This is a genomic window from Nonlabens antarcticus (genome assembly GCF_015356755.1).
Classification (GTDB): domain Bacteria; phylum Bacteroidota; class Bacteroidia; order Flavobacteriales; family Flavobacteriaceae; genus Nonlabens; species Nonlabens antarcticus.
Map to the genome: position 1 here is coordinate 843,116 of NZ_JADFCO010000066.1, position 23,247 is coordinate 866,362.

The window sequence follows — 23,247 nt, forward strand, 5'->3', positions numbered from 1 at the left end:
ATTCTTATGGCATCAGTTTAAAAATTAGCTATTATATTTAGTGAAATTTTATACGTTGAAGAGTTTTTTAATTGGTTTCATTGTTTTTCTATTATACGCTGCTATTTGCGTTCTATTTTTAGAGCTCGCATTGCCTAAAATGGGATTTAATCTTTCCAATCCCATTCAAAATTCTATTGTTAATGAATCATCTCTCAAAGATTCTTTTAAAGAAGACCCCATCCTTTCTAAAGAACTTGTTTTTGATGAGCAATTTGATACAACTCAAACAGACTCCACATTATTCGATAATGACACAGGCCTAGATTCATCAGTAGTAGAAGATGAATTACGAGAAAATAACGACCCTGATACAGAAAGAACGTTAAATCAAAACAGTGGGTTTCCTGTCAAATTTAATATTGCATTACCAAATGGCAGTTATTTAATTAATTGTAACGCTTACTCCACTATTTATAAGGATGTGGAAAAAGTAAGGATTCCATATGTTTGTAGGGATTATGGTCTCGCTGTAAAATCATTTTTAGCTGCAAATTCTTCTACAACCTTATTAATAACTGGTTTTTCAGATCCCTCAGAATCTAACGCTATAGGTAGATCACGAGCAGAATATCTCAAGGGATTACTAACAAACACAGGAATTGATTCTGATAGAATAGTGACAACAGCAGCAGTAAGTGAACTCAACATTGAAAAAGGCTATGCAAGTGGTGGTATTCGTATGGAAATTAGAGGAATCGTTTCTAGCTCTTCAATGATTTCAGATAGCACGCCACAAACCACGAAAATTACAGAAGCAACTTCAAAAACCGTTGAACAGCAGTCAATTCTTTCTGACAAGAAATTTACATCAGGTTTCCAAGGAGATTATTTTTATGGCGATCAGAAATTCAAATCTCATGTCCTTACCTTGAAAACACTCCTCAATCAACATCCAGGTAGTAAAATATATGCGTATAGTTATACCAATAAAGAAGGTGACGACAAAGATAATTATGCTGTCTCAAGAGATAATGCCAGTACTGTCAGAAAAATATTAATGCAGTCTGGAATAAAATCGAACAGAATAACATCAATAGCTAGAGGCGAGCAGTCATCTGGGACTTCTGGGTCGAATCGCTGTGTTATAATCACCGTTAAATAAGTTCATGGAAGATTTCATTACCCATCTACCCTATTATGCAATATTGCTGGTCATGTTGCTGGGTGCTTTTGTAATCGGTTATATTTTTGGTGCGAGATCAAAGAAAGTGATCGTTGTAAAGACAGAAAAAGTTCGGGTGCCTCTAACTCCTAATGATAAGACTCATTTAAAACCAGACTCCAAGAAGAACAGCGAGAATGGCGGCCACAATCCTATTGATCTTGATGACCTTTCTAAACCAGGATCTATTAGGGCCATGAAAACTAGAGAGCGATCTGGCACATTAAGCAGCGATGTTAAAACGTCTATTGTTGAGGATAAAATTGACTTCTCCACAATAGGTAGAGCTGAGCCTCATGAAAAAGACGATCTTCAAAGAATTGTAGGAATAGGACCTTATGTAGAAGATCAACTTAATGACATAGGAATCTACAAATACAGCCAGCTTGCAAACATGAGCGATCCAGATATTATAGGTATAACATCACTTATAGATTTCTTTCCGGGAAGAATCCACAGGGACGACTGGAAGGGTCAGGCAGCACTATTCAAAACGGAAAAGAGATAAACAAAAAAATGTCCCGATTTATCGGGACATTTTAATCAGTACAAAACCTTTTTACTGGTTTCCTAGTATGATAGGCAATCCGCCATCTCCAGAACCTACAACCACCACTTTGGCATTAGGAGATTCTGCAAGCTTTAAGGTTGCTTCAATACCTTTCTCTGTTAGAATTTTATCTGTTAGAGAGGCACTTAAAATTGTATTTGCCACAGCTTTACCTTCAGCGTCAATTTTTTGGCGCTCAGCTTCTTTCGTTGCTTTTGCAAGACGGAATTCATATTCTAAGGACTCTTGCTCTTGGCGTAGTTTACGCTCAATAGCTTCCTTAATTTTCTCTGGAAGAGTCACATCTTTTACAAGAACTCTATTGACCTGTACATATTGTGAACTCAATTCTTTCTGCACTTCATCAAGAATTTCATCTTGAATCACGTCACGTTTACTAGAATACAATTGTTCTGGTGTGTAACGTCCTACGACGCTACGAGCAGCTGCACTAATTGCTGGTGCTAGTATTTCAGATTCATAGTTACGACCCTTTTCTTGGTAAAGAAGGGGAAGTTTTGAATATTCTGGTTGATACCAGACCGTAGCATCTACAGCTACTTCAAGTCCGTTTACAGATAGTACTCTCATCTTATCACTGACAGACAACTGTCGTACCGGGAAAATGATCATATCATTCCAAGGTGCTATAATGTGAAACCCCTCACCATAGGTCATTTCAGTTTCTACTCCTTCACTAAATGGGCGGAATAAAACTCCAGCCTGACCAGCCTCGATGACTACAGAACTTTTAAAGATGACGATAATAAATAAAATAACTCCCACGATCGCAAAAATCGCAGCTCTAGGTAATCTCTCCATAATTTGTTGTTGTTAAATTAGTCCGTTGTATTTTCTAAGGAACCATTCCAAAGTGAGTAATATAAGTATAAAACCCATCAATATCTTCCAATCTATCAATGATTGATATGTTACTTCCTTGCGCTCCACATCTTGCATTAATGAATCCTTCATAAGGACGGACTTCAATTGCTTTATCTGTCGTGGATAATACAAATTACTATCAAAAGCAACTGCTTTTAGGCCTTCTGGGTTTGAATATATGAATTGCTTTTCAATGTCAAATTCTAGTATCGAAAAGTTACCGGACCTAGTTAAGTTTTCAGTAGCTGCATCCACTGTGAAAGTATAATCACCGGCATTTAAACCACTTAAATCTACCGTATAATTGTTATTAGTAAGAATTAACGGTCGGATTACGGCTTCTTCATTTTCTGAATTTCTCAGTTTTAAATTTAAAACGCCGTCATTCATGAATTCATAATTCTTATTTAAATATTGCGCGCCGATTAAAACTTTCTCATTTTCATAGTAAAACGTTTTAAAATCCAGTTCAAGTCTATTACGCTTCTTATTGCTAGCGAGATATTGAATTTGTGAATTGATCAAATCGTCAAAATTTCTAAAATCCTTAGTATTCAAGTAATTCTGACTGCGCCATCGCCATAAGCCACTACCCGCAAAAACAGCGTGTTTAGTAGTTCCCATTTCATAGGTAAACCATAATGGCTGCCGCGTTTCTACATTACCTATCTGCTTATACATCAAAACATCGATAGGGACATCATTTGTAATTTGTCCAAATGGGGATTGCACCGGTGGATAGTCATCATATTGAAACAATTCAAGATTGAAATTTGGATAAGAATTGTTTATTATAGGCTGGACGTCATCTGTTTGAGGATAGTTTTCAACTTTAAATGCATCGTTAGTAGCGTTTAAGAATGATAGATCGGGTTTTGTTCCAAATATTAACCACGTGTTCTTTCCTAAAGTATTGATGGAGGAGTTCGCTTTCGCGAAAGCGGAATTGTATCCATATAAAATAACAAGATTGTAATCATCAATCGCATAAATATCACTCAGCTTTTTGATCTCAACACTACGTTGTTTATTGCTCTCGATAGCACTTTTAAGAGCAGACATGTCAGGATGAAACGTGTTGCTGAGTATCAAAATTTTTGATTGCTGGTCAATAACCTCCACGGCAAAATTACGAGAGTTATTCTCCCTGTTCTTTTCTGAAGTGATCCATTGGATCTGAGCGAGCATTCGATGCAGGCCCACAGAATTACTGGTCAGGTTAAAATTAAGTACCGCAGATTTCTCAGATTTAGAAAAACTAACGGCTTGTTCAAACAACGTGTTTCCATTTTCAGTAATCTTGAAAACCGTATTAACATCTGCGTCACCCGTGTAGTTTAAGAATACTTCCACAGGATATTCATTATTTAAATAACTATATCGATTTACATTGAGTTGGGAAATTCTTAAATCAGGATATTTTGTGGTGTCACCATAAACAATGGGATAAAGGTGTGTTTTACGATCCGTTTTTAAATATTGAAAACTGTTTCCTACCGTCTGGTTGCCGTCTGTTAACAGAACAATTGCTTTATTGCGATCTTTATACAACTGCTGTGGTTGTAAAATGGCTTCTGATAGATCTGTTGAACTCCCGGTAAAATTCAAACTGTCCTGCTGTGAGATGTGCTGATCGAATGTATAAGTGAGGACATCAAACTTTTCATTAAGCTCTGGATCATTTTTCAGTTCTTCTAGATCAATACCGAGAGCTTCTTCAACATTCAGGTTTTTTATGGAACTACTATTATCAGCCATCAAGATCAATTGCGGCTTTAATGTTTTATAATTATTATTCTCAATCTTAGGACTGATGAACAATAGCAGAATTAAAAAAACCGTGAGTGCACGTAAAACGGCAAACCACGGTTTTCTTTTATCTGTTGTCCTTGCGAACAAATAATTATACTGAATCAAAGAAATTAATACGGCGACTAGTGCCGCAATCGCAATCCAGATCCAGATCATAAACTTAAATTATGTAAGCATTCCCCCATCCACTTGAAGTGTCTGACCGGTAATATAAGCGCTCAAGTCGCTTGCTAGAAATACACAAGCATTGGCAACATCTTCTGGAGTACCACCGCGTTTCAAAGGTATTGCATCACGCCAACTCTGTACAGTTTCTTCATTGAGTTTTCCAGTCATTTCTGTCTCAATAAATCCTGGGGCAATCGCGTTACATCTAATATTACGAGATCCCAGCTCTAATGCTACAGATTTTGTGAATCCTATGATCCCAGCTTTACTCGCAGCATAGTTCGTCTGCCCAGCATTACCCTTAACACCTACTATACTACTCATATTTATAATGCTTCCTGAACGTTGTTTTAACATCGTACGTTGCACAGCCTTAGTCATATTGAAAACCGATTTCAAATTGACTTCAATAACTTGATCAAAATCATCCTCGCTAATGCGCATTAGCAAATTATCTTTCGTAATTCCCGCATTATTAATCAATACGTCTATGCTATCGAAATCTTTTGTAACCTGATCAATCAGTTCCTGTGATTCCTTGAAGTTTGCAGCATTGCTTTTGTAGGCTTTAGCTTTTACGCCTGTTTTATTTAATTCCTTTTCCAACTCTAGAGCTGGAGCTTCAGAACTACTATAGGTAAACGCTACGTTTGCACCATGCTGAGCGAACATTCTCGCAATACCGCTACCGATACCGCGACTTGCGCCTGTAATTATTACATTCTTTCCTTCTAAAAGTTTCATTTAACAACTATTTTATTACGGTATTCATTTTGAAGTAAGCCTTCTCTTTCAAACCATTCTTTTAAACCCATGTACTTAGTTCTAGAACCTTTAATGGCAAAATTATCTATCTTATCTTGTTTGGATCTCAATACAAATGCTGCAGCGATAATCTTTTTACGAATAGATTCAAACTCTGCAGGCTCTAAACTTTTTATAGCAATGGCATGACTTGTCATATCATCATACGATAAAGGTACTCTGGTAGACTTGAGACGTGATAAAATAAACTTACCCCAGATAGATTTACGACCGGGCTTCTTTTTGTATTTCCGTTTAGGCATTTCACTTGACTGATCTGAATCGGGTTGAGTGGAACTATTCACAGCAGGTATTGTCGCACTGCTCGAATAGTCCTCAGCGAGTCCAGTATCAACCTCCTTCAATTGATCCAGCACCGATTTAATTTCAACAAGTTTCTTCATCGTCTGTGAATACTCTTGTTGATAATGCAGTTTCATTTTTACCGCAACTTCTTCATTGATCGTGTAATCTGCCATGGGGGACGGTTTAAGTTATCAAATTGTTAAAACACAGCAGTCTATTTTTTTCCTAGAACCTCTGCTACTTTTTTACCTATTTCAGCTGGGGAATCCACCACGTGAATACCACATTCCTTCATAATCTTTTTCTTTGCTTGCGCTGTATCTTCAGAACCTCCTACAATTGCTCCAGCATGGCCCATAGTTCTTCCCGCAGGTGCAGTTTCACCAGCGATAAAACCTATAACTGGTTTCTTATTTCCAGTTTCTTTGATCCATTGCGCTGCATCTGCTTCTAGTTGACCACCTATTTCACCTATCATAACAATAGCTTCAGTTTCAGGGTCATTCATGAAGAGTTCAACAGCTTCTTTAGTAGTAGTGCCTATGATAGGGTCACCACCTATTCCTATAGCAGTTGAGATTCCAAAACCTTGTTTCACAACTTGGTCAGAAGCTTCATAAGTCAATGTTCCAGACTTAGAAACGATTCCTATTTTTCCTTTCTTGAAAACAAAGCCAGGCATGATTCCTACTTTTGCTTCTCCAGGAGTAATAACACCAGGACAGTTAGGTCCTACAAGACGACAATCTTTATCCTTGATGTAATCAGCTGCTTTTACCATGTCTGCTACCGGAATACCTTCTGTTATCGTTATGATGACCTTTATTCCTGCGTCAGCAGCTTCCATAATTGCATCTGCTGCAAAAGCTGGTGGCACAAAAATAATTGTTACATCTGCACCTGCCTTTTCAACGGCTTCTTGAACGGTGTTAAAAACGGGTCTGTCTAAATGAGATTGACCACCTTTTCCTGGAGTTACACCTCCCACTACATTAGTTCCATACTCGATCATTTGACCAGCGTGAAACGTTCCTTCACTTCCTGTGAAACCTTGCACTATTACTTTAGAATCCTTGTTGACTAAAACGCTCATTTATATATTTTTTAGTTGAGTTTTATTAAAATTAAATTGCCGGATGGCTGGTTTGATGACATTCAATTAATTGACCGTCTGCAACCTTCCAGATGCTTATGAAATATCCTATGGGAACTTCCTCGCTAGGATTTTCTATGGTTCTTGAATATAAGGTATATCTAACAGCTACTTCTTCTTTTTCACTTAAGATATGTGTCACATCATAGCGCAAGCTTTCATAAGATAAAGATGCAGATTCTACCAGTTTCCAATACCCTTCAAAGTCATAAAAGTTGTATCCAGAACTAGAATGCCAGTGTAGCTTAAGATCTGGATGAACAAACTCTCTAAACGATTGTTTATCCCGGAAGGAATCTGAATTAAAAAATGCTCTAACTATCTTTTTTGCCGTAGCTGACATACTATTTGTTATTTTTCATAAAGTTAGGGAGCATTCTAACAGCAGCCAACTCTTTAAACTTTTCTTTAGAATCTGACGCAGGAGTTCCAAAAACACTGGATCCGGCAGGAACGTCTTTAGAAATACCACTTTGAGCAAAAACTTCTGCTCCTTGGCCTATCTTAACATCACTGCGAACTCCTACTTGACCCCATATTTTTACATCATCCTCTACAAGAACACAGCCTGAAATGCCCACCTGACTTGCAATCAATACATGCTTACCAATTACAGTATCATGTCCTATGTGAATCAAATTATCTAACTTTGATCCATACCCTATTGTTGTGTCGCCAGTAACGCCACGATCGATGGTACAATTTGCACCTATCTCTACATTATCTTCTACAATCACACGACCGTTACTGAGTAATTTATCGTACCCATCTGCTCTACGCTTGTAATAAAAAGCATCAGACCCTAGAACGGTTCCAGAGTGGATTGTGACATTATCGCCTATTACACAGCCATTGTTTAAAGAAACATGACTATGAATAACACAATTTTTACCTACCGTTACATCATTTGCAATAAATACCTGAGGTTGAACGATTGTATTTTTACCTATTTGATATGTGGGTAGTTCCGCTTTCGCGAAAGCGGAAAATGGATTAAAATGCTGCGTTAATTTATTAAAATCCCGGAATGGATCCTGCGAAACTAATAAGGCTTTTCCCTCTGGACATTCTACATTTTTGTTAATCAATATGATAGTTGCAGCACTCTTTAATGCCTTATCATAATATTTAGGGTGATCTACAAAAACAATATCGCCTGGAGTAACCACATGAATTTCATTCATTCCAGTTATTGGAAAATCAGGATCGCCTTTAAACTCGCACTCTAGAATCTGCGCGATTTCTGACAACTTATATGTGGTATTAAATTTCACTCTATTTTTTCATGCGTTCTTGATAGGCTCCTTTTTCCGTATCGATACGGATGATGTCTCCTTCATTAATAAATAACGGCACATTTACAGTTGCGCCGGTCTCTACAGTTGCAGGCTTTGTGGCGTTAGTCGCTGTATTTCCTTTCAGACCCGGTTCTGTCGCAGTAACCTCTAGAATAACATATTGAGGCATATCTACAGACAAGGGAGAATTATCCTCTGTATTAATTTGAATGGTAACGTTCTCGCCTTCCTTCATTAATTCTGGAGTGTCCAGTGAAGTTTCTAATAAGCGGATTTGTGTATAATCGTCCGTATTCATGAAGTGATAAAATTCACCATCGTTATATAAATACTGGAACTTTTGCGATTCCACACGAATGTCCTCAATCTTATGACCTGCAGAAAAAGTATTATCTAGTACCTTACCATTAGTGACACTTTTCATTTTGGTTCTTACAAAAGCAGGCCCTTTTCCAGGCTTTACGTGAAGAAATTCAGTAATCTTATAAATATCGTTGTTGTACCTAATGCACAATCCTTTTCTAATGTCGCTTGTTGATGCCATAATTTAGTTGCTACCAAGGTATCCTCTCATGATACCTCGTTTGGAGTTTTTGATGAATTCTAATATCTCGTCGCGTTCTGGTGTCGCGCTCATTTCTGCTTCAATAATTTCTACCGCTTGTGTAACGTTATAATTCTTCTGATATAAGATTCTGAAAATATCCTGAATCTCGCGGATTTTCTCCAAACCAAACCCACGGCGCCTTAAACCTACCGAATTTATACCTACATAGCTAAGAGGTTCCCGACCTGCTTTTACATAAGGAGGAACATCCTTACGAACTAGTGATCCACCCGTCACAAAAGCATGACTTCCTATCTGGCAAAATTGCTGTACGGCAGTCATACCGGCTAAAACGACATGATCTCCTACCGTTATATGACCTGCTAATGTGCTATTGTTTGAAAAAATACAATTATCACCTACGACACAGTCATGAGCGATGTGACAATAAGCCATAATCCAGCAATTCTTACCGATAATTGTTTTCATACGGTCAGAAGTACCACGATTAATCGTTACACATTCTCTAATTGTTGTACCATCGCCTATAATAGTTTGAGTATCCTCATCATCAAATTTCTTATCCTGAGGAACTGCTGAAATAACTGCACCAGGAAAAATGCTTACATTTTTACCTATGCGGGCTCCTTCCATAATAGTGACATTTGATCCTATCCATGATCCCTCGCCTATAACTACATCGTTATGAATTGTGGTAAAAGGTTCTATCACCACGTTTTTAGCGATTTTAGCTCCAGGATGAACGTATGCTAACGGTTGGTTCATTATTTTACTTTTGAAATTTGTGCCATCAACTCTGCTTCAGCACATAGAATGCCGTTAGCATAAGCGTAAGCCTGCATGTGAGCGATGCCTCGACGTATGGGTGTGATTAGTTCTGCTTTAAATATAAGCGTATCTCCTGGAGATACCTTTCGTTTGAACTTCACATTATCCATCTTCATAAAAAATGTTAGGTAGTTTTCTGGATCTGGAACGGTACTTAATACTAGAATACCGCCGTTTTGTGCCATTGCTTCTACTATCAAAACCCCTGGCATAACAGGTTGACCGGGAAAATGACCTGCAAAAAACGGTTCATTCATCGTTACATTTTTCAAACCTATAACCTGAGTATCGGTTAGTTTGAAAATTTTATCTACCAGTAAGAACGGTGGTCTGTGCGGCAATACGCTCATAATCTTGATGGTGTCCATAAGCGGCTCCTTATGGATATCCACTTGGGGTACGTTATCGCGTATTTCCTTTTTAATCATTTTGGATAGCTTCTTAGCAAACTGGGTATTTACAAAGTGCCCAGGTTTTGTAGCAATCACTTTACCTCTTATTCTATAACCTACAAGAGCAAGATCTCCTATAACATCTAGCAACTTGTGACGCGCTGCCTCATTAGGATGATGCAAGGTAAGGTTATCAAGAATACCATTAGGTTTCACAGAAACGGAATCCTTATTAAATGCCTTTTTAAGATTGCTCATTGTTTTAGGAGACAGTTCTTTGTCTACATAAACAATAGCATTGTTTAAATCACCTCCTTGAATCAATCCATTTTCCAGCAACATCTCAATTTCATGCAAGAAACTGAACGTTCTGGAACTAGCAATTTCATCTTTAAATTTAGATATTTCACTTAGGGTTGCATTTTGTGTACCTAAGACTTTGGTCCCAAAATCCACCATGGTGGTAATTTGATAAGAATCTTCTGGCATCAATAAAATCTCGCTACCAGACTCTTCATCTTTGTAGGATATGACTTCTTTGACCACAAACTCTTTACGCATTATATCGAGTTCCACTTTCCCAGCTTCTTCAATAGCTTGAACAAAGAATTTTGAGGAACCGTCCATAATAGGTGGCTCACTACTATCAATTTCAATCAAGCAATTGTCGATTTCCAGACCTACTAATGCAGCAAGAACGTGCTCACAAGTATTGATCTGCACGCCGTTTTTGTCGAGAGTGGTACCCCGTTTAGTGTCAGTAACATAATGCGCCAGTGCTTCAATTACAGGTTGTCCTTCTAAATCGATTCTTTGAAAGGCATAACCGTGGTCTGCTGGAGCTGGTTTGAATACAAGGGAAACTTTCTTTCCAGTATGAAGTCCTACTCCTTTGAGAGACACTTCATTTTTAATCGTTGTTTGCTTAAATTCTGTAGTGGTCATTTATGCATTGTTTTTTTCAAGATCACGAACACGCTTATCTAATCCGGGTAAATTTTTAAAATTGACGTAAGACCTATTCCATTCTCCGTAATCAAATGCAGGAGAACCCTGTATATTAGAGTTGGATTTTATATTTTTTCCAATTCCAGATTGGGCTTGTATCCCTACATTATCTCCTATAGTTAGGTGACCGGCAATTCCTACCTGTCCACCTATCCTGCAGTTCTTTCCTATTTTACTAGAACCAGCGATACCTGTTTGCGAGGCTATCACCGTATTCTCACCTATCTCCACATTATGGGCTATCTGGATTTGATTATCCAGTTTGACTCCTTTTCTTATAATCGTACTTCCTAAGGTAGCTCTATCAATACTGGTCAGAGCTCCTATGTCAACATAATCTTCAATTATTACATTTCCTATCTGTGGAATTTTTGAATAGGACCCATCCTCTTCCGGAGAAAAACCAAAACCATCAGCTCCTAGCACACAGCCAGAATTGATGATTACGTGACTACCTATAACCGTATCAGACATGATCTTAGCTCCAGAATATATGATAGTATGATCTCCTATCGTCACATTTTCTGCTATGTGAACGTTTGAAAAAATCTTCACATTAGCTCCTATCTTCACATTTTGAGCAAGATAACTGAACGCTCCTAGGTATAAATCTTCAGCATAAGTCGCAGACTCATGGATATAGCTAGGTTGTTCAACACCTTTTTTATTAAGCTTTGCAGCCTGATAAAACTCCAGTAATTTAGAAAACGCTTTATAAGAATCGGGTACTTTTATGAGGGTACAGCTTATTTCTTGTTCAGGAACAAAGGTATCATTCACAATAACTGCAGATGCTTTGGTAGAATATAGATAAGAATTGTATTTAGGATTTGACAGGAAACTTAAACTCCCGTCAGAGCCTTCTTCAATCTTTGATAATTTGTTGACTTCTATTTCTGGATTACCTTCAAGGGTTCCCTCCAGCATATCCGCAATTTGTTGCACCTTAAATTTCATTCCAGCAAAAATAGTAATTTAAATCAATCTTGAATCTTCGGATAGCAATAGTAATATTTCGTTACAACTTCGGCTAGTGCCTTGAAACTGGGTTCTTTTGCAGCATTTGTAAGTTCTACCACCTTATTTTTTTTGTTTAATATTAAAATAGGTTTCGCTTTCGCGTAAGCGGAATTACTAACCTTGCCATTAAAAATAAAGTATCCCGCCTCTTTATCAGTCAGCTTATAGGACTTTTTGAGTTGGTCAATTTTCTTCTGAAGTTTCTTTTGAGTGATAGGTTTAGCGGCAAATTTGATGCGCAATAATTGTCTATTTATAATCATCTGACACAATTCCCGTAGCACAAAATCTTTGTTATTCATATTGCTCTTAAGCAACGCTATAATATCTGTATCGTCAATAGCCGCAAATTTTTCTAGCAATAAATCGCGATCAAGGTCTTTTTTACCCATGAAAAAATTTAGTGTTGACGGGATATCGACAGGTTCGTCATTTTCTAACAATTCTTGAACACGCTGCATCACACTTTGCAACAGGTGCTCTGCTCCTATGCCGGTTTTATGCAAATATACCTGCCAGTACATAAGTCGACGGCCAGACAGGAAATTTTCCACGCTATACAAGGCTTTCTCTTCTACCACAAGCTTATCGTCCACCACGTTAAGCATGGCAATAAGGCGCTGGCTATTGATATTTCCTTCTGCAACACCGGTATAAAAACTGTCCCGCTTCAAATAGTCCAGCCGATCAACATCCAACTGGCTCGAGATCAAATCTAGCATGAAAGGACGATCATATTTGCCCTGAAATATCTGAATGGCAAGGGTTAAACTTCCGTTAAACTGCTGGTTAAGATCCTGCATGAAAAGCAGTGATATTTCCTCGTGACTAATGCCGGGAACGATCAAACCTTCCAGTGCATGTGAGAATGGCCCATGTCCTAAATCATGTAGTAAAATAGCTTTAAAAAGAGCGTCTTCCTCTTCATTAGATATCTCAACTGCCTTTGCCCTAAGCACTTGAACCGCTCTTTGCATAAGATGTAAACAACCTATTGCATGGTGGAATCTAGTATGATGTGCACCAGGATAAACCAGGTAACTCAATCCCATTTGCGTAATGCGCCGCAATCGCTGAAAGTATGGATGTTCAATCAGCTCAAATATGGCGTCACTAGGTATCGAAATAAATCCATAGATAGGATCGTTTAATATTTTAAGTTTGTTCTGCTGTTTCAATAGATGCAAGCGTTTCAACAAATATACAGATATGACAACGATCAAAATACTATGGGTAGATGATGAAGTAGATCTACTCAAACCACATATTATATTTCTAACTCAGAAAGGCTATGAAGTATCCACAAGGGTTTCTGGAAGTGAAGCGCTGGAAGCCATTGAAGAAGAATCCTTTGATGTCGTTCTACTCGATGAAAATATGCCTGGGTTGACCGGTCTTGAAACTCTTTATGAGATCAAAGAAAAACAAGCAAATTTGCCTGTGATCATGATTACTAAAAGTGAGGAAGAATATATAATGGAAGAAGCGATAGGCTCTAAAATTGCTGATTACCTTATAAAGCCAGTGAATCCGAATCAGATTTTACTTTCTCTCAAGAAAATTCTGGATCACTCCAGACTGGTAAATGCAAAGACAACTTCTGACTATCAGCGGGAATTCCGCAAGATTTCGATGGATATGTCCATGATTAATAGCTATGAAGAATGGGCGCAATTGTATCAAAAACTTATTTATTGGGAACTGGAACTAGAAGATGTAGATGACCCAGGAATGTTTGAAATTCTCAGCGCTCAAAAAACAGAGGCAAACCACCAATTTTGCAAATTTGTAGATAAAAATTACCCTGGATGGTTTGAAGACGGCAATGAAGATGCCCCATTATTGAGCCATCAAATATTCAAGGAACGAGTAGCTCCTTTATTAAAAGAGAAAGATCCGGTTCTATTAGTCGTGATGGATAATATGAGATACGATCAATTCAAGGTTTTTGAGAGTATTGTTAATACACACTATAAAAAGGAGAAGGAAGAGACCTATTATTCAATTCTTCCCACAGCTACACAATATGCACGTAATGCTATATTTTCAGGTTTAATGCCTGCAGACATGGAGAAACGACACCCTGAATACTGGTTGAACGATACCGATGATGGCGGTAAGAATATGCATGAAAATGATTTTCTGGAAGCACAACTCAAAAGACTGGGATTAAATATCACCCATCAATACCATAAGATCACCAATGAAAATAGCGGTAGAAAGCTAGCGGAAAGCTTCAAAACACAAAAGGATAATGATTTAACGGTAATCGTTTATAATTTTGTAGATATGCTATCCCATTCTAAGACTGAAATGGAGGTCATCAAAGAACTCGCCAGCACAGACAAGTCGTACAGGTCTTTGACTTTGAGTTGGTTTAAGAACTCCCCATTATTAGAAATGATCCAGCGCGGTCAAGAGCTGGGAATGAAACTCGTGTTGACCACAGACCATGGGACTATTAATGTCACTACGCCTAGCAAGGTTATAGGCGACAAGAACACAAGCCTGAACTTACGCTATAAAACGGGTCGTAGTCTATCTTACGAGGATAAAGATGTACTTGCAGCAACAGATCCATCTACTATCAAATTACCCAAGATCAATATGAGCAGCAGTTTTATTTTTGCAAAGGGCGACTTGTTTTTCGCTTATCCTAATAACTACAACCATTACGTTAGTTATTACCGCAATACCTACCAGCACGGCGGCGTTTCTATGGAAGAGATGTTGATACCACTAGCGATTTTCAATCCACGATAGATGGAATATCATATAGACGACATTGATAAGGCAGCCGACTTTGTTATCGCTTCCGCGAAAGTCAATACGTTGTTATTTACTGCTCCTATGGGAAGAGGAAAGACCACACTTATTAAAGCGATTTGTAAACAACTGGGAGTTGTAGATGCGATCACCTCACCCACATTCAGTATTGTGAATGAGTATCAAGGAAGTCATAACCTAATATACCATTTTGACCTCTATAGATTGAACTCAATCGATGAACTACACGATATGGGAGCCGAAGACTATTTTGATAGCCCAGCATTCAAACTCGTTGAATGGCCACAATTAGCTATGACTATAATAGGTGATTATCAAGAGGTTGAAATCGATGTTTTGAGTGATTACAAAAGAGAAGTTCGAGTAAGTGCTACCGTTTATCGATGAAATAATTTCACTATGATTTACTATTAATATAATTTGTGATAAAATTTGATCCTTGTGTCGAATAATTGATGTGGTCGTCGATCATTATTGGTTTATAATAAAAGAAAGTAAGCGGATTCCTAGTTTAGTATCACTTATTTACTTAATCCCTTTTAATAATTATTTAAACCAAATCACATGAACAACAAATCACTCAAAGCAATCGCCCTAGTTTCTCTTTTTGCAGTATCTTTAACTGCAACAGCAGTAACATCATTTGCTCCAGAAACAACCAATGCTAAGAAAATCGAAAAAGCCAAAATCCGCATACCTTCTCGCGGGTAGTCTTGTCGCAGTAATTTTAGCTATTACTCCATATTTTTTTTATACATATGAAGTTGTCCCACCTACTTTGGTATGGGACAACTTTTTTTTTAAATATAATTCAGGTTGGTACGAAGACGCTCAAGTTAGTTTTTGGACTCTAATGGCAAAATTTATACCTTTTTATCTTATGGTAATTTGGTTTTTAACTTGCAAACACTGGTGGTATCATTGTATTATTATCCCCATGGCTATGTTCGGTTTTCAACTTTACAGTGCAATTAATGACGATTTAGAATTTATGGATGAAGGTGATGAGTTAAAATACATAGTTCCTGTAGTCATAGCCTCACTTTCTATGTCCTACTTAGCTCGTACAAAGGTTTTTGATAAAATCAACAATATCGACATCTCAGAAATTGAAGACGGTATTAAAAAACCTAGCGATAAATTCTTCAAGTAATTTCATAACTTACAGACTCGACATACACCTTTATGGGTCATATTCTCACACCATTTACTAAAGCACAGCTTATTCCGCAAGAAGAGCGTTTAGAAATCCAGCGGTTTAAGCAGGATTTATTTATAGGTATACCTAAGGAAAACCAACACGTAGAAAAACGCATTTGTTTGACACCTGACGCTGTAGCTGCTTTAACCGCACACGGCCATCGCATTTTAATGGAAAAAGGTGCAGGACTAGGCAGCAGTTTTACTGATAATGAATACCTGAATGCCGGTGCAGAACTTACAGCAGATACTAAAAAGGTTTTTTCCTGCCCTACGGTTCTCAAAGTAGCTCCTCCCTGTGATGCAGAATTAGATCTTATCAAACCGCAAACAGTTTTGATAAGTGCACTCCAGCTCAAAACAAGAAGCAAATCGTATTTCGAAAAATTAGCTTCCAAAAAAATTACCGCACTAGCTTTTGAATTTATTCAAGATGATGTGGGAAATCATATTGCCACTACTGCATTAAGTGAAATCTCTGGTGTGGCCTCTGTTCTTATTGCTGCAGAATTATTGACAAGTGGTGAAAATAGAACCGGACAACTTTTCGGTAACATTACGGGAGTTCCACCGGTGGATGTTGTGATTTTAGGAGCAGGAACGGTAGGAGAATTTGCCGTTAGAACTGCACTGGGTCTAGGAGCAAGCGTAAAAGTATTTGATAATTCCATTGCAAACCTACGACGTATTAAAGACAATGTAAGCCAGTCCATATTTACATCTACACTGCAACCCAAGTATTTATCAAAAGCACTATGTCGTTGTGACGTTGTTATTGCTGCATTAAGTGGCAAAAATCGTGCTCCTGTGGTCGTTTCTCAAACCATGGTGGAAAACATGAAAGCCGGCTCTGTTATTATTGATGTTAGTATAGATATGGGTGGTTGTTTTGAAACAAGTGAATTAACGACACACGAGAAACCTACCTTCGTGAAATTTGGTGTTACCCATTATTGTGTTCCTAACTTGCCATCTCGATATTCTAAAACTGCATCTATATCTCTTAGTAATATATTCACTCCTTATATGTTGAACATTGCAGACGATGGCGGCATTGAGCATTCCATTAGAATGGATAAGGGTTTGAAAAATGGGATCTATATGTATCACGGCATTCTCACGAATAAATCAGTTGGTGAGTGGTATAACTTACCTTGCAGCGACGTAAATTTGCTGATCTTTTAAATAGTCTTCATGAATTTTTTCAAACGCTTAGGTTTTTACATGGGCGGTTTTGCCATAGGATTAGTATTCCTCATTTTCTTTTTAAGTGGTAAACGAGCGCAGTGTAACTGGTTTCCAGAAGATCGGGTAATTGCTGATATTGGTAAAAAAGCAATACGTTTATCACCTGAAATTCGCGAGCATTTGATAAAAAAAGAACTCGACACATTAAGTATTCAACTTATTCTAAAGTATGGTGATGTCGATTTTTCAAAATCTGATACGGAAGCATCTCCTTGCAACATTTATTATATCAACGGTAGAAAAGAATTAGAAAAAACAGGACTTTTGGTAACTAATTGTGAACGCTATGCTCGCGTGGAGCAAATGATCATTGAGGATTAGTCCGTTATATTCTTTGGTCTTCATTGAAATAAACAGCTTAATAACGATTTAACATAGACGGTATTTAAAATGCAAAAATCGATGCGTATCTTTTTATGGTGTCTTTGCACCATTTTATTTTCAATTGGCGTTTGCATTCTCTTCCAGCAATTCCCAAAATACTTCCCGTTCGATGGGATTATTTTTGCGGTAGAAATAAATTTTATTTTGATGGGTTGGTTTGCTGTTACCACGCCACTTTTAAAATTTTCCTATCAATAATATTATTTCAATATAAACATATTGAACAGCAGGGTTCTATTTATAAATATTTGGGAGTTGGTTTGTGTAGAAAACTTCTGGTGATCATAGGCTGGGAAAAGATGACAAATTATATGAATCCATCGATAAAATTCAATCCTGAAAGTCTTAAACAACGAGAACTCAATACGAGAGCAGGCGAATTCTCTCATTTGATTATTGCTACCATAATTGCAATTATGATCCTTATTTTGCCAATTTCTATAACCGAAGCTAAGTGGCTAATCGCATCAATTATTCTATTTCACATATACCCTATTTTCATACAGCGGTACAATCGTCCTAGGTATTTAAATTTGATAAGAAAATATGAGAACCGCGTCAGGATCTGAGAAAGGCTTTATGTCTTTTGTGACATATTATTGCCTAAATAGCGGCCGAGAGTTTAAGTACCTACAACCCGCGACGTTTAATTTCTTGTTCTACCAGTGCTTTTTCACGACCTACCTGCCCTGCGACAGATGTATTTTCTTGAGCACGACGTATTAAATATGGCATCACGTCTGCAATAGGACCAAATGGAACAATTTTAAATGCGTTGTATTTTTCCTTAGCCAGGTTAAAAGTCAAGTTATCACTCATTCCATACAGCTGGCCGAACCAAACATCATTACTACTGGGATCTACACCTTTAGTTTCTAAAGTCTGCATTGCCTCTAGAGTGCTTTGCTCATTATGGGTTCCCACGCACAGTTTTATTACATCTAATCTATCAAGGATAAATTGCATCACACTATTAAACATGGCGTCAGTAGCATCCTTAGAGGCACAAATAGGCGTTTCATAATTCATTTGTGCAGCACGAGCACGCTCCTTTTCCATGTAGGCTCCGCGTACAATTTTAGTTCCTACTACAAAATCGTGTGCCACGGCATCATTATATAGGTCCTGTATATAATCCATGCGATCATGTCGGTAACACTGTATCGTATTATAGATATACGCCCTTTCCGTGTTGTACTTAGCCATCATATCACGTATCAATCGGTCTACAGCATCTTGCATCCAGCTTTCCTCGCCATCAAATAGTAAAGAAACCTTGCTGTCTGCAGCAGTTTTACAGAGCAGATCCACTCGGTTCACGATGCGCTCCCATTCAAGTTGCTCCACATCAGTAAGTTCTTTTCCTTCTGTTTGCATCTGCCATAAATGAAAACGACCAATTCCAGTAGGTTTCACCACTTCAAATGGCAAGGCTTCATTTTCTGACGCAGTATGAATCAATCGCAGTTTCTTCCCTACTACATTGTCAAAATCGGCTTCATTTGACTTTCCTTCAACGGAGTAATCCAGAATAGAACTCACGCCTTTAGAGTACATTTTTTCCACTAAAGGCAAACACTCATCTTCTGTGGTTCCACCGCAAAACTGCTCAAAAATGGTATTGCGTATAAGTCCTTTAATAGGCAAGCCTAACTTCAGTCCTATCATAGTCGCTTTCGACCCCAGATCGACTAGCCACTGACGACCCATCATGGAAAATATAAAACGTGATTTCTTTAATTCGGCATCAGATTTTAGCGCAAAAGCCGTAGCTGTATTCTCAAAAATATCTTGATTCATGTGGCAAATATAAATTGGAAAGGGTTGTCTTTTAGCATAGAGTTGGTACTTTTGACACCGATTATTGTTTGTTATTTTGACTGAGGTAAAGTTCGCTTTCGCGAAAGCGTAAACGCTACAAGTCTTATACCAAAGTAGTCGAATTGAGTAAGCAAACTTACCTAATAACCATCAAGGATTTCTACGAATGACTTCAATTATCAATGAAAATTATACTATCCATTTTGGTAGTGAATGTTATCCAGCGCTAAATGCTTTTATTGCCCAAAAAAAACCGAGTACTGTTTTTATTCTGGTCGATGAAAATACGATGGAATATTGTTACGCTCCTTTTATATCTCAATTAGAAACGGTTGCGGCGATTGAGGTGATAGAAATTGATGCCGGTGAAGAATTTAAAAATATTGATACTTGTAGTGGCGTCTGGAACGCACTGATAGAACTTAATTGCGATCGCAACAGTCTTTTTATAAGTCTGGGCGGTGGCGTGGTGACAGATCTAGGCGGTTTCATTGCTGCAACCATTAAAAGAGGAATTGATTTTATACACGTTCCTACCAGTTTGCTGGCGATGGTTGATGCAGCGATAGGCGGGAAAAATGGTGTTGATCTAGGTCCGCTTAAAAACCAGATAGGTTTAATTCAAACGCCCATTATGACCCTTGTGGACCCATCCTTTCTTTCCACTTTACCTCCTGTTCAAATGCGCAACGGAAGTATAGAGATGTTCAAACATGGACTTATTTCTGATCGAGCCTATTGGGAAAATATGCTAGAACTGGATTTCAATTTTTCCAGCGATACTTTTGAGTCTTTAATTTACCAATCTATAATTATAAAAAATGATGTGGTCATGAGCGATCCTTTTGAAATAGACGCTCGCAAATCATTAAACTACGGTCATACCATAGGCCATGCCATTGAATCCTATTGTATGGCGACTGACGCTTATGATGAACTACTTCATGGGGAAGCTGTTGCCGCTGGAATCGTGATTGAGTCTTACTTAAGTCATTTGAATACCGGTTTATCAGAAAAAGACTTGAATCAAGTTGAGGAATTTTATGAATCGCTAGAACTGGACCTGCATTTTAGCAAGTCAGATGTAGAACAAATCATAGGCTTCATGGCGCATGATAAAAAAAATGTGAATGGAGAAGTGCGCTTTGTCCTTCTCAATTCTATAGGCTCGTATCAAATCGATTGTGTTGTTCCAGTAGCAGAAATCCGGAATGCTTTTAAATTATATTTGAGCTAGAGAATCTTTTTTATTTTATTGTCGATAATAACTAATTTTTATATTTTCCCCTAGAATTGAAACACCAGTTATGAGAAATGTAATCGTTGATTATAAGAAGTTAACGCCAGATGTACTCCAGCTACTCGTGGCTCGTTATCCGGATGGATATGGCGATGACGATGTTATTACTTTCAAAAACCATAAAAATGAAACTATTAATGCGGTCGAGGTAATGACCGAAGACGTAAAGTATCTAGTCAAGATCTCGCAAAAATTAGAAATGCAAATGGAAGCTTTTGACATGGATGATTATGGTGATGCAGACATGGCAGATCCAGATGCTCTACCAGAAATGGATCCTAATGAAGAAGCTGTAGATGTAGCAGATGAAGAGGAAGAGCCAGAGGAAGAGGAAGATTAAGTAGAAGCTAGAAGCTAGAAGCTAGAAGCTAGAAGCTAGAAGAAAAAAATGCTTTTCAAGTTCTAAAGCAAAAAAAACATCCCAAAATTGGGATGTTTTTTTGTGAGCTGCTCTTTAGAGGTTTCAAAATCTTTTACTAGCTACTCCCCTCAGATGAGGAGAGGACAGATGCGTCTCGCCGCTTGCGGTGATCCAATCAGAGTGTTTGAAGATTTCCTTAATCTGATTTATAGTCTGAACGTAACAAACACTCCTTTGTACTGTGGATATTTTCCCTGATGGGGAATGATTAGAACTCAAATTGAATAAGTAATTTAATCAGCGCAGTAAAACAAAAAACCATCCTTACGGATGGTTTTTCTATAATTCGTAACAATCTATTACTGATTGTTGACTCTTGTATTTTAAGCAAGCACGGCTTGAACCTTATCCGCTGCTTCTTGAAATTCAATCGCACTTTGAACATCCATACCGCTGTTATCAATCAATTCTTTTGCGATTTCAGCATTAGTCCCTTGTAATCTTACGATCAACGGAACGTTCATGGCATCACCCATGCTTTTCTTAGCAGCAATAATTCCTTCTGCTACACGATCACATCGTACAATACCACCAAAGATATTTACTAAAATTGCTTTTACGCCTTTATCCTTTAGAATGATTTTGAATGCTTCTTCTACTCTTTTGGCATCTGCCGTTCCTCCTACATCTAGGAAGTTTGCCGGTTCAAAACCAGCTTGTTTGATAAGATCCATCGTTGCCATGGCAAGTCCAGCACCATTTACCATACATCCAACGTTACCGTCAAGATCTACATAATTCAATCCTACCGCACGAGCTTCAACCTCAGTTGCGTTCTCCTCGCGGATGTCTCTCATTGCTTCCAGATCTTTGTGACGGAACAATGCGTTTTCATCTAGTGTGATCTTACAATCTACAGCGATGATGGTTTCATTACTTGCCTTAATTACCGGATTGATCTCAAACAATGCGCTATCAGATCCTACATATGCATTATAAAGTTTTGCGACAAATTTTGTCATTTCTTTAAACGCCTTACCGCTTAACCCTAAATTAAATGCAATACGTCTAGCTTGAAAACCTTGCAATCCGTGAGATGGGTCAATGTGTTCTGTAAAAATCAAATGCGGAGTTTCCTCTGCAACCGTTTCAATGTCCATTCCACCTTCTGTGGAATACATGATCATGTTTTGACCCTTAGCGCGGTCTAACAATACAGACATGTAAAATTCTTCTACCTCTACATCGCCTGGCTCGTAAACATCCTCTGCAATCAATACTTGGTGAACCCTCTTACCTTCCGCAGAAGTTTGGGGAGTTACTAGATCCATTCCTATGATTTCTCCTGAAATCTTCTTTACATCGTCAAGGCTTTTTGCAAGTTTCACTCCGCCACCTTTACCACGTCCACCAGCGTGAACCTGTGCTTTAATAACGTGCCATCCAGTTCCAGTTTCCTCGGTCAATTCCTTGGCAGCTTTTACAGCTTCTTCTGGAGTCGTAGCAATTTTACCACGTTGAATGGTAACGCCATAACTGGCTAGTATTTCTTTTCCTTGATATTCGTGAAGATTCATAGATGTCTTTTAAATTTAATTCTGCTAGCAAAAATAACAAAGACCGTGGGTTAATGGAAATTATTGGTACTAATTAAAAGTTAGGAGTTTTTGAGTTAATGAGTCTTCGAGTTTTGAAAGTATTTACTCATGCGCGGCCCCCTTTGTCCCAAGGGCATTTCCAAAGAGAGAAAAATTCATTCTATTATTTAACTTATCTAGTAAGCTCTTTGCTTCATCTGAGGTGAGGAAAGATAGATCTCGCCAGATATGGCGATGAAATCAGGAGTGGTTGAAGTTAAACAAGGGTTTGTATTAAGTTTACAAAACGAATCGAGTTCAGAAAAACTTCAACCTATCCGTCTTCCAATCTGCTATCGCAGATTCGGAATCCACCTTTCCTTTTTCTAGGAAAGGAGCTATTTAGATTTCAGATCCTAGTTAAAATTATAACAGAATAAGGCTCTCGCCTTGAAGCCTGCATCCGACGAGCTTTTGCGAGAGGAATGCATAAGAATAGACAGGTCTCGTCGTTTGCGGCGATGCTATCATGAATGGTTGAATTTAAACAAAGGTTTGTGTTAAGCTTGTAAA

Annotated in this window: 25 protein-coding genes; 11 read left to right on the plus strand and 14 right to left on the minus strand. The window is 38.0% G+C overall.

Annotation, left to right across the window (positions count from 1 at the left end; genetic code table 11):
• Positions 1-55 precede the first annotated feature (55 nt).
• Positions 56-1,144: an OmpA family protein gene (locus IQ282_RS14775; RefSeq protein WP_194852638.1), complete on the plus strand. Its 1,089-nt coding sequence runs from the start codon at positions 56-58 to the stop codon at positions 1,142-1,144.
• A gap of 4 nt (positions 1,145-1,148) precedes the next feature.
• Complete coding sequence (locus tag IQ282_RS14780) at positions 1,149-1,712, plus strand: hypothetical protein (protein ID WP_194852639.1); 564 nt, start codon at positions 1,149-1,151, stop codon at positions 1,710-1,712.
• Positions 1,713-1,763: 51 nt separating this feature from the next.
• Here IQ282_RS14780 and IQ282_RS14785 read toward each other — a convergent pair whose 3' ends face one another.
• Genes IQ282_RS14785 through IQ282_RS14840 form a run of 12 tightly spaced genes read right to left on the minus strand, consistent with a single transcriptional unit; the run spans position 1,764 to position 13,174 of the window.
• Entirely contained in the window at positions 1,764-2,576 is an 813-nt protein-coding gene (locus IQ282_RS14785) for a prohibitin family protein (RefSeq protein ID WP_194852640.1), read from the minus strand.
• A gap of 12 nt (positions 2,577-2,588) precedes the next feature.
• Positions 2,589-4,607, minus strand: coding sequence for a hypothetical protein (locus tag IQ282_RS14790; protein WP_194852641.1), 2,019 nt, complete (start codon positions 4,605-4,607; stop codon positions 2,589-2,591).
• Between the two features lie 9 nt (positions 4,608-4,616).
• Positions 4,617-5,363: a 3-oxoacyl-[acyl-carrier-protein] reductase gene (gene fabG / locus IQ282_RS14795; RefSeq protein WP_194852642.1), complete on the minus strand. Its 747-nt coding sequence runs from the start codon at positions 5,361-5,363 to the stop codon at positions 4,617-4,619.
• The gene (locus IQ282_RS14800) at positions 5,360-5,902 is read right to left on the minus strand and encodes a hypothetical protein (RefSeq protein ID WP_194852643.1); all 543 of its coding nucleotides are present in this window, start codon (positions 5,900-5,902) and stop codon (positions 5,360-5,362) included. The genes fabG and IQ282_RS14800 overlap by 4 nt, the downstream gene beginning before the upstream one ends.
• Positions 5,903-5,943: 41 nt before the next feature.
• The gene (gene sucD / locus IQ282_RS14805) at positions 5,944-6,822 is read right to left on the minus strand and encodes a succinate--CoA ligase subunit alpha (RefSeq protein ID WP_194852644.1); all 879 of its coding nucleotides are present in this window, start codon (positions 6,820-6,822) and stop codon (positions 5,944-5,946) included.
• Positions 6,823-6,853: 31 nt separating this feature from the next.
• Positions 6,854-7,225, minus strand: a complete 372-nt coding sequence (locus tag IQ282_RS14810) for a nuclear transport factor 2 family protein (RefSeq protein WP_194852645.1) — start codon at positions 7,223-7,225, stop codon at positions 6,854-6,856.
• A gap of 1 nt (position 7,226) precedes the next feature.
• The gene (locus IQ282_RS14815) at positions 7,227-8,156 is read right to left on the minus strand and encodes a UDP-3-O-(3-hydroxymyristoyl)glucosamine N-acyltransferase (RefSeq protein ID WP_194852646.1); all 930 of its coding nucleotides are present in this window, start codon (positions 8,154-8,156) and stop codon (positions 7,227-7,229) included.
• Position 8,157: 1 nt separating this feature from the next.
• Positions 8,158-8,724 carry an elongation factor P gene (gene efp, locus IQ282_RS14820; protein ID WP_194852647.1) on the minus strand — a complete coding sequence of 189 codons (567 nt, stop codon included), beginning with the start codon at positions 8,722-8,724 and terminating at the stop codon, positions 8,158-8,160.
• Positions 8,725-8,727: 3 nt separating this feature from the next.
• Complete coding sequence (lpxA, locus tag IQ282_RS14825; RefSeq protein ID WP_194852648.1) at positions 8,728-9,513, minus strand: acyl-ACP--UDP-N-acetylglucosamine O-acyltransferase; 786 nt, start codon at positions 9,511-9,513, stop codon at positions 8,728-8,730.
• Entirely contained in the window at positions 9,513-10,913 is a 1,401-nt protein-coding gene (locus IQ282_RS14830; RefSeq protein WP_194852649.1) for a bifunctional UDP-3-O-[3-hydroxymyristoyl] N-acetylglucosamine deacetylase/3-hydroxyacyl-ACP dehydratase, read from the minus strand. Before IQ282_RS14830 ends, lpxA begins: the two co-directional genes overlap by 1 nt.
• Complete coding sequence (gene lpxD / locus IQ282_RS14835) at positions 10,914-11,933, minus strand: UDP-3-O-(3-hydroxymyristoyl)glucosamine N-acyltransferase (protein WP_194852650.1); 1,020 nt, start codon at positions 11,931-11,933, stop codon at positions 10,914-10,916.
• 23 nt (positions 11,934-11,956) lie between these two features.
• The gene (locus IQ282_RS14840) at positions 11,957-13,174 is read right to left on the minus strand and encodes an HD domain-containing protein (RefSeq protein WP_194852651.1); all 1,218 of its coding nucleotides are present in this window, start codon (positions 13,172-13,174) and stop codon (positions 11,957-11,959) included.
• A 31-nt stretch (positions 13,175-13,205) separates the two neighbouring features.
• Between IQ282_RS14840 and porX the strand changes: the two genes are divergently transcribed.
• The 7 genes from porX (at position 13,206) to IQ282_RS15100 (ending at position 18,184) form a co-directional block, all read left to right on the plus strand.
• Positions 13,206-14,759 carry a T9SS response regulator signal transducer PorX gene (porX, locus tag IQ282_RS14845; RefSeq protein ID WP_194852652.1) on the plus strand — a complete coding sequence of 518 codons (1,554 nt, stop codon included), beginning with the start codon at positions 13,206-13,208 and terminating at the stop codon, positions 14,757-14,759.
• Positions 14,760-15,170, plus strand: a complete 411-nt coding sequence (tsaE, locus tag IQ282_RS14850; RefSeq protein WP_194852653.1) for a tRNA (adenosine(37)-N6)-threonylcarbamoyltransferase complex ATPase subunit type 1 TsaE — start codon at positions 14,760-14,762, stop codon at positions 15,168-15,170.
• A gap of 177 nt (positions 15,171-15,347) precedes the next feature.
• The gene (locus IQ282_RS14855) at positions 15,348-15,494 is read left to right on the plus strand and encodes a hypothetical protein (protein WP_194852698.1); all 147 of its coding nucleotides are present in this window, start codon (positions 15,348-15,350) and stop codon (positions 15,492-15,494) included.
• 142 nt (positions 15,495-15,636) lie between these two features.
• Positions 15,637-15,936 (plus strand): hypothetical protein, encoded by a 300-nt coding sequence (locus tag IQ282_RS15005; protein ID WP_228547347.1) that lies wholly within the window; start codon positions 15,637-15,639, stop codon positions 15,934-15,936.
• Between the two features lie 32 nt (positions 15,937-15,968).
• Entirely contained in the window at positions 15,969-17,168 is a 1,200-nt protein-coding gene (locus tag IQ282_RS14865; RefSeq protein WP_194852654.1) for an alanine dehydrogenase, read from the plus strand.
• Positions 17,169-17,177: 9 nt separating this feature from the next.
• On the plus strand, positions 17,178-17,552 hold the full coding sequence (locus IQ282_RS14870; RefSeq protein WP_194852655.1) for a DUF4258 domain-containing protein: 375 nt from the start codon (positions 17,178-17,180) through the stop codon (positions 17,550-17,552).
• Positions 17,553-17,647: 95 nt separating this feature from the next.
• Positions 17,648-18,184 carry a glycosyl-4,4'-diaponeurosporenoate acyltransferase CrtO family protein gene (locus IQ282_RS15100; RefSeq protein WP_394355206.1) on the plus strand — a complete coding sequence of 179 codons (537 nt, stop codon included), beginning with the start codon at positions 17,648-17,650 and terminating at the stop codon, positions 18,182-18,184.
• 61 nt (positions 18,185-18,245) lie between these two features.
• Here IQ282_RS15100 and IQ282_RS14875 read toward each other — a convergent pair whose 3' ends face one another.
• On the minus strand, positions 18,246-19,415 hold the full coding sequence (locus tag IQ282_RS14875; RefSeq protein WP_194852656.1) for a proline dehydrogenase family protein: 1,170 nt from the start codon (positions 19,413-19,415) through the stop codon (positions 18,246-18,248).
• Between the two features lie 187 nt (positions 19,416-19,602).
• On the opposite strand from IQ282_RS14875, the gene aroB reads away from it, so the two are divergent.
• Both aroB and IQ282_RS14885 read left to right on the plus strand, forming a co-directional pair.
• A complete protein-coding gene (gene aroB, locus IQ282_RS14880; protein ID WP_194852657.1) occupies positions 19,603-20,673 on the plus strand; it encodes a 3-dehydroquinate synthase in 1,071 nt (356 codons plus the stop codon).
• Between the two features lie 70 nt (positions 20,674-20,743).
• Positions 20,744-21,076, plus strand: coding sequence for a hypothetical protein (locus tag IQ282_RS14885; RefSeq protein WP_194852658.1), 333 nt, complete (start codon positions 20,744-20,746; stop codon positions 21,074-21,076).
• Positions 21,077-21,480: 404 nt separating this feature from the next.
• Here IQ282_RS14885 and sucC read toward each other — a convergent pair whose 3' ends face one another.
• Positions 21,481-22,674 (minus strand): ADP-forming succinate--CoA ligase subunit beta, encoded by a 1,194-nt coding sequence (gene sucC / locus IQ282_RS14890; RefSeq protein WP_194852659.1) that lies wholly within the window; start codon positions 22,672-22,674, stop codon positions 21,481-21,483.
• Positions 22,675-23,247: the final 573 nt, after the last annotated feature.

What these genes read in the sequence shown, in the direction of transcription:
- IQ282_RS14780 (WP_194852639.1), top strand. Translation starts at nt 1,149, where the DNA reads ATGGAAGATTTCATTACCCATCTACCCTATTATGCAATATTGCTGGTC.
- IQ282_RS14875 (WP_194852656.1), bottom strand. Translation starts at nt 19,415, where the DNA reads ATGAATCAAGATATTTTTGAGAATACAGCTACGGCTTTTGCGCTAAAA.
- IQ282_RS14790 (WP_194852641.1), bottom strand. Translation starts at nt 4,607, where the DNA reads ATGATCTGGATCTGGATTGCGATTGCGGCACTAGTCGCCGTATTAATT.
- IQ282_RS14810 (WP_194852645.1), bottom strand. Translation starts at nt 7,225, where the DNA reads ATGTCAGCTACGGCAAAAAAGATAGTTAGAGCATTTTTTAATTCAGAT.
- IQ282_RS15005 (WP_228547347.1), top strand. Translation starts at nt 15,637, where the DNA reads ATGGCAAAATTTATACCTTTTTATCTTATGGTAATTTGGTTTTTAACT.
- IQ282_RS15100 (WP_394355206.1), top strand. Translation starts at nt 17,648, where the DNA reads ATGGTGTCTTTGCACCATTTTATTTTCAATTGGCGTTTGCATTCTCTT.
- porX (WP_194852652.1), top strand. Translation starts at nt 13,206, where the DNA reads ATGACAACGATCAAAATACTATGGGTAGATGATGAAGTAGATCTACTC.
- IQ282_RS14785 (WP_194852640.1), bottom strand. Translation starts at nt 2,576, where the DNA reads ATGGAGAGATTACCTAGAGCTGCGATTTTTGCGATCGTGGGAGTTATT.
- lpxA (WP_194852648.1), bottom strand. Translation starts at nt 9,513, where the DNA reads ATGAACCAACCGTTAGCATACGTTCATCCTGGAGCTAAAATCGCTAAA.
- sucD (WP_194852644.1), bottom strand. Translation starts at nt 6,822, where the DNA reads ATGAGCGTTTTAGTCAACAAGGATTCTAAAGTAATAGTGCAAGGTTTC.
- IQ282_RS14865 (WP_194852654.1), top strand. Translation starts at nt 15,969, where the DNA reads ATGGGTCATATTCTCACACCATTTACTAAAGCACAGCTTATTCCGCAA.
- IQ282_RS14870 (WP_194852655.1), top strand. Translation starts at nt 17,178, where the DNA reads ATGAATTTTTTCAAACGCTTAGGTTTTTACATGGGCGGTTTTGCCATA.
- sucC (WP_194852659.1), bottom strand. Translation starts at nt 22,674, where the DNA reads ATGAATCTTCACGAATATCAAGGAAAAGAAATACTAGCCAGTTATGGC.
- IQ282_RS14800 (WP_194852643.1), bottom strand. Translation starts at nt 5,902, where the DNA reads ATGGCAGATTACACGATCAATGAAGAAGTTGCGGTAAAAATGAAACTG.
- IQ282_RS14830 (WP_194852649.1), bottom strand. Translation starts at nt 10,913, where the DNA reads ATGACCACTACAGAATTTAAGCAAACAACGATTAAAAATGAAGTGTCT.
- IQ282_RS14885 (WP_194852658.1), top strand. Translation starts at nt 20,744, where the DNA reads ATGAGAAATGTAATCGTTGATTATAAGAAGTTAACGCCAGATGTACTC.
- fabG (WP_194852642.1), bottom strand. Translation starts at nt 5,363, where the DNA reads ATGAAACTTTTAGAAGGAAAGAATGTAATAATTACAGGCGCAAGTCGC.
- efp (WP_194852647.1), bottom strand. Translation starts at nt 8,724, where the DNA reads ATGGCATCAACAAGCGACATTAGAAAAGGATTGTGCATTAGGTACAAC.
- aroB (WP_194852657.1), top strand. Translation starts at nt 19,603, where the DNA reads ATGACTTCAATTATCAATGAAAATTATACTATCCATTTTGGTAGTGAA.
- lpxD (WP_194852650.1), bottom strand. Translation starts at nt 11,933, where the DNA reads ATGAAATTTAAGGTGCAACAAATTGCGGATATGCTGGAGGGAACCCTT.
- IQ282_RS14855 (WP_194852698.1), top strand. Translation starts at nt 15,348, where the DNA reads ATGAACAACAAATCACTCAAAGCAATCGCCCTAGTTTCTCTTTTTGCA.
- tsaE (WP_194852653.1), top strand. Translation starts at nt 14,760, where the DNA reads ATGGAATATCATATAGACGACATTGATAAGGCAGCCGACTTTGTTATC.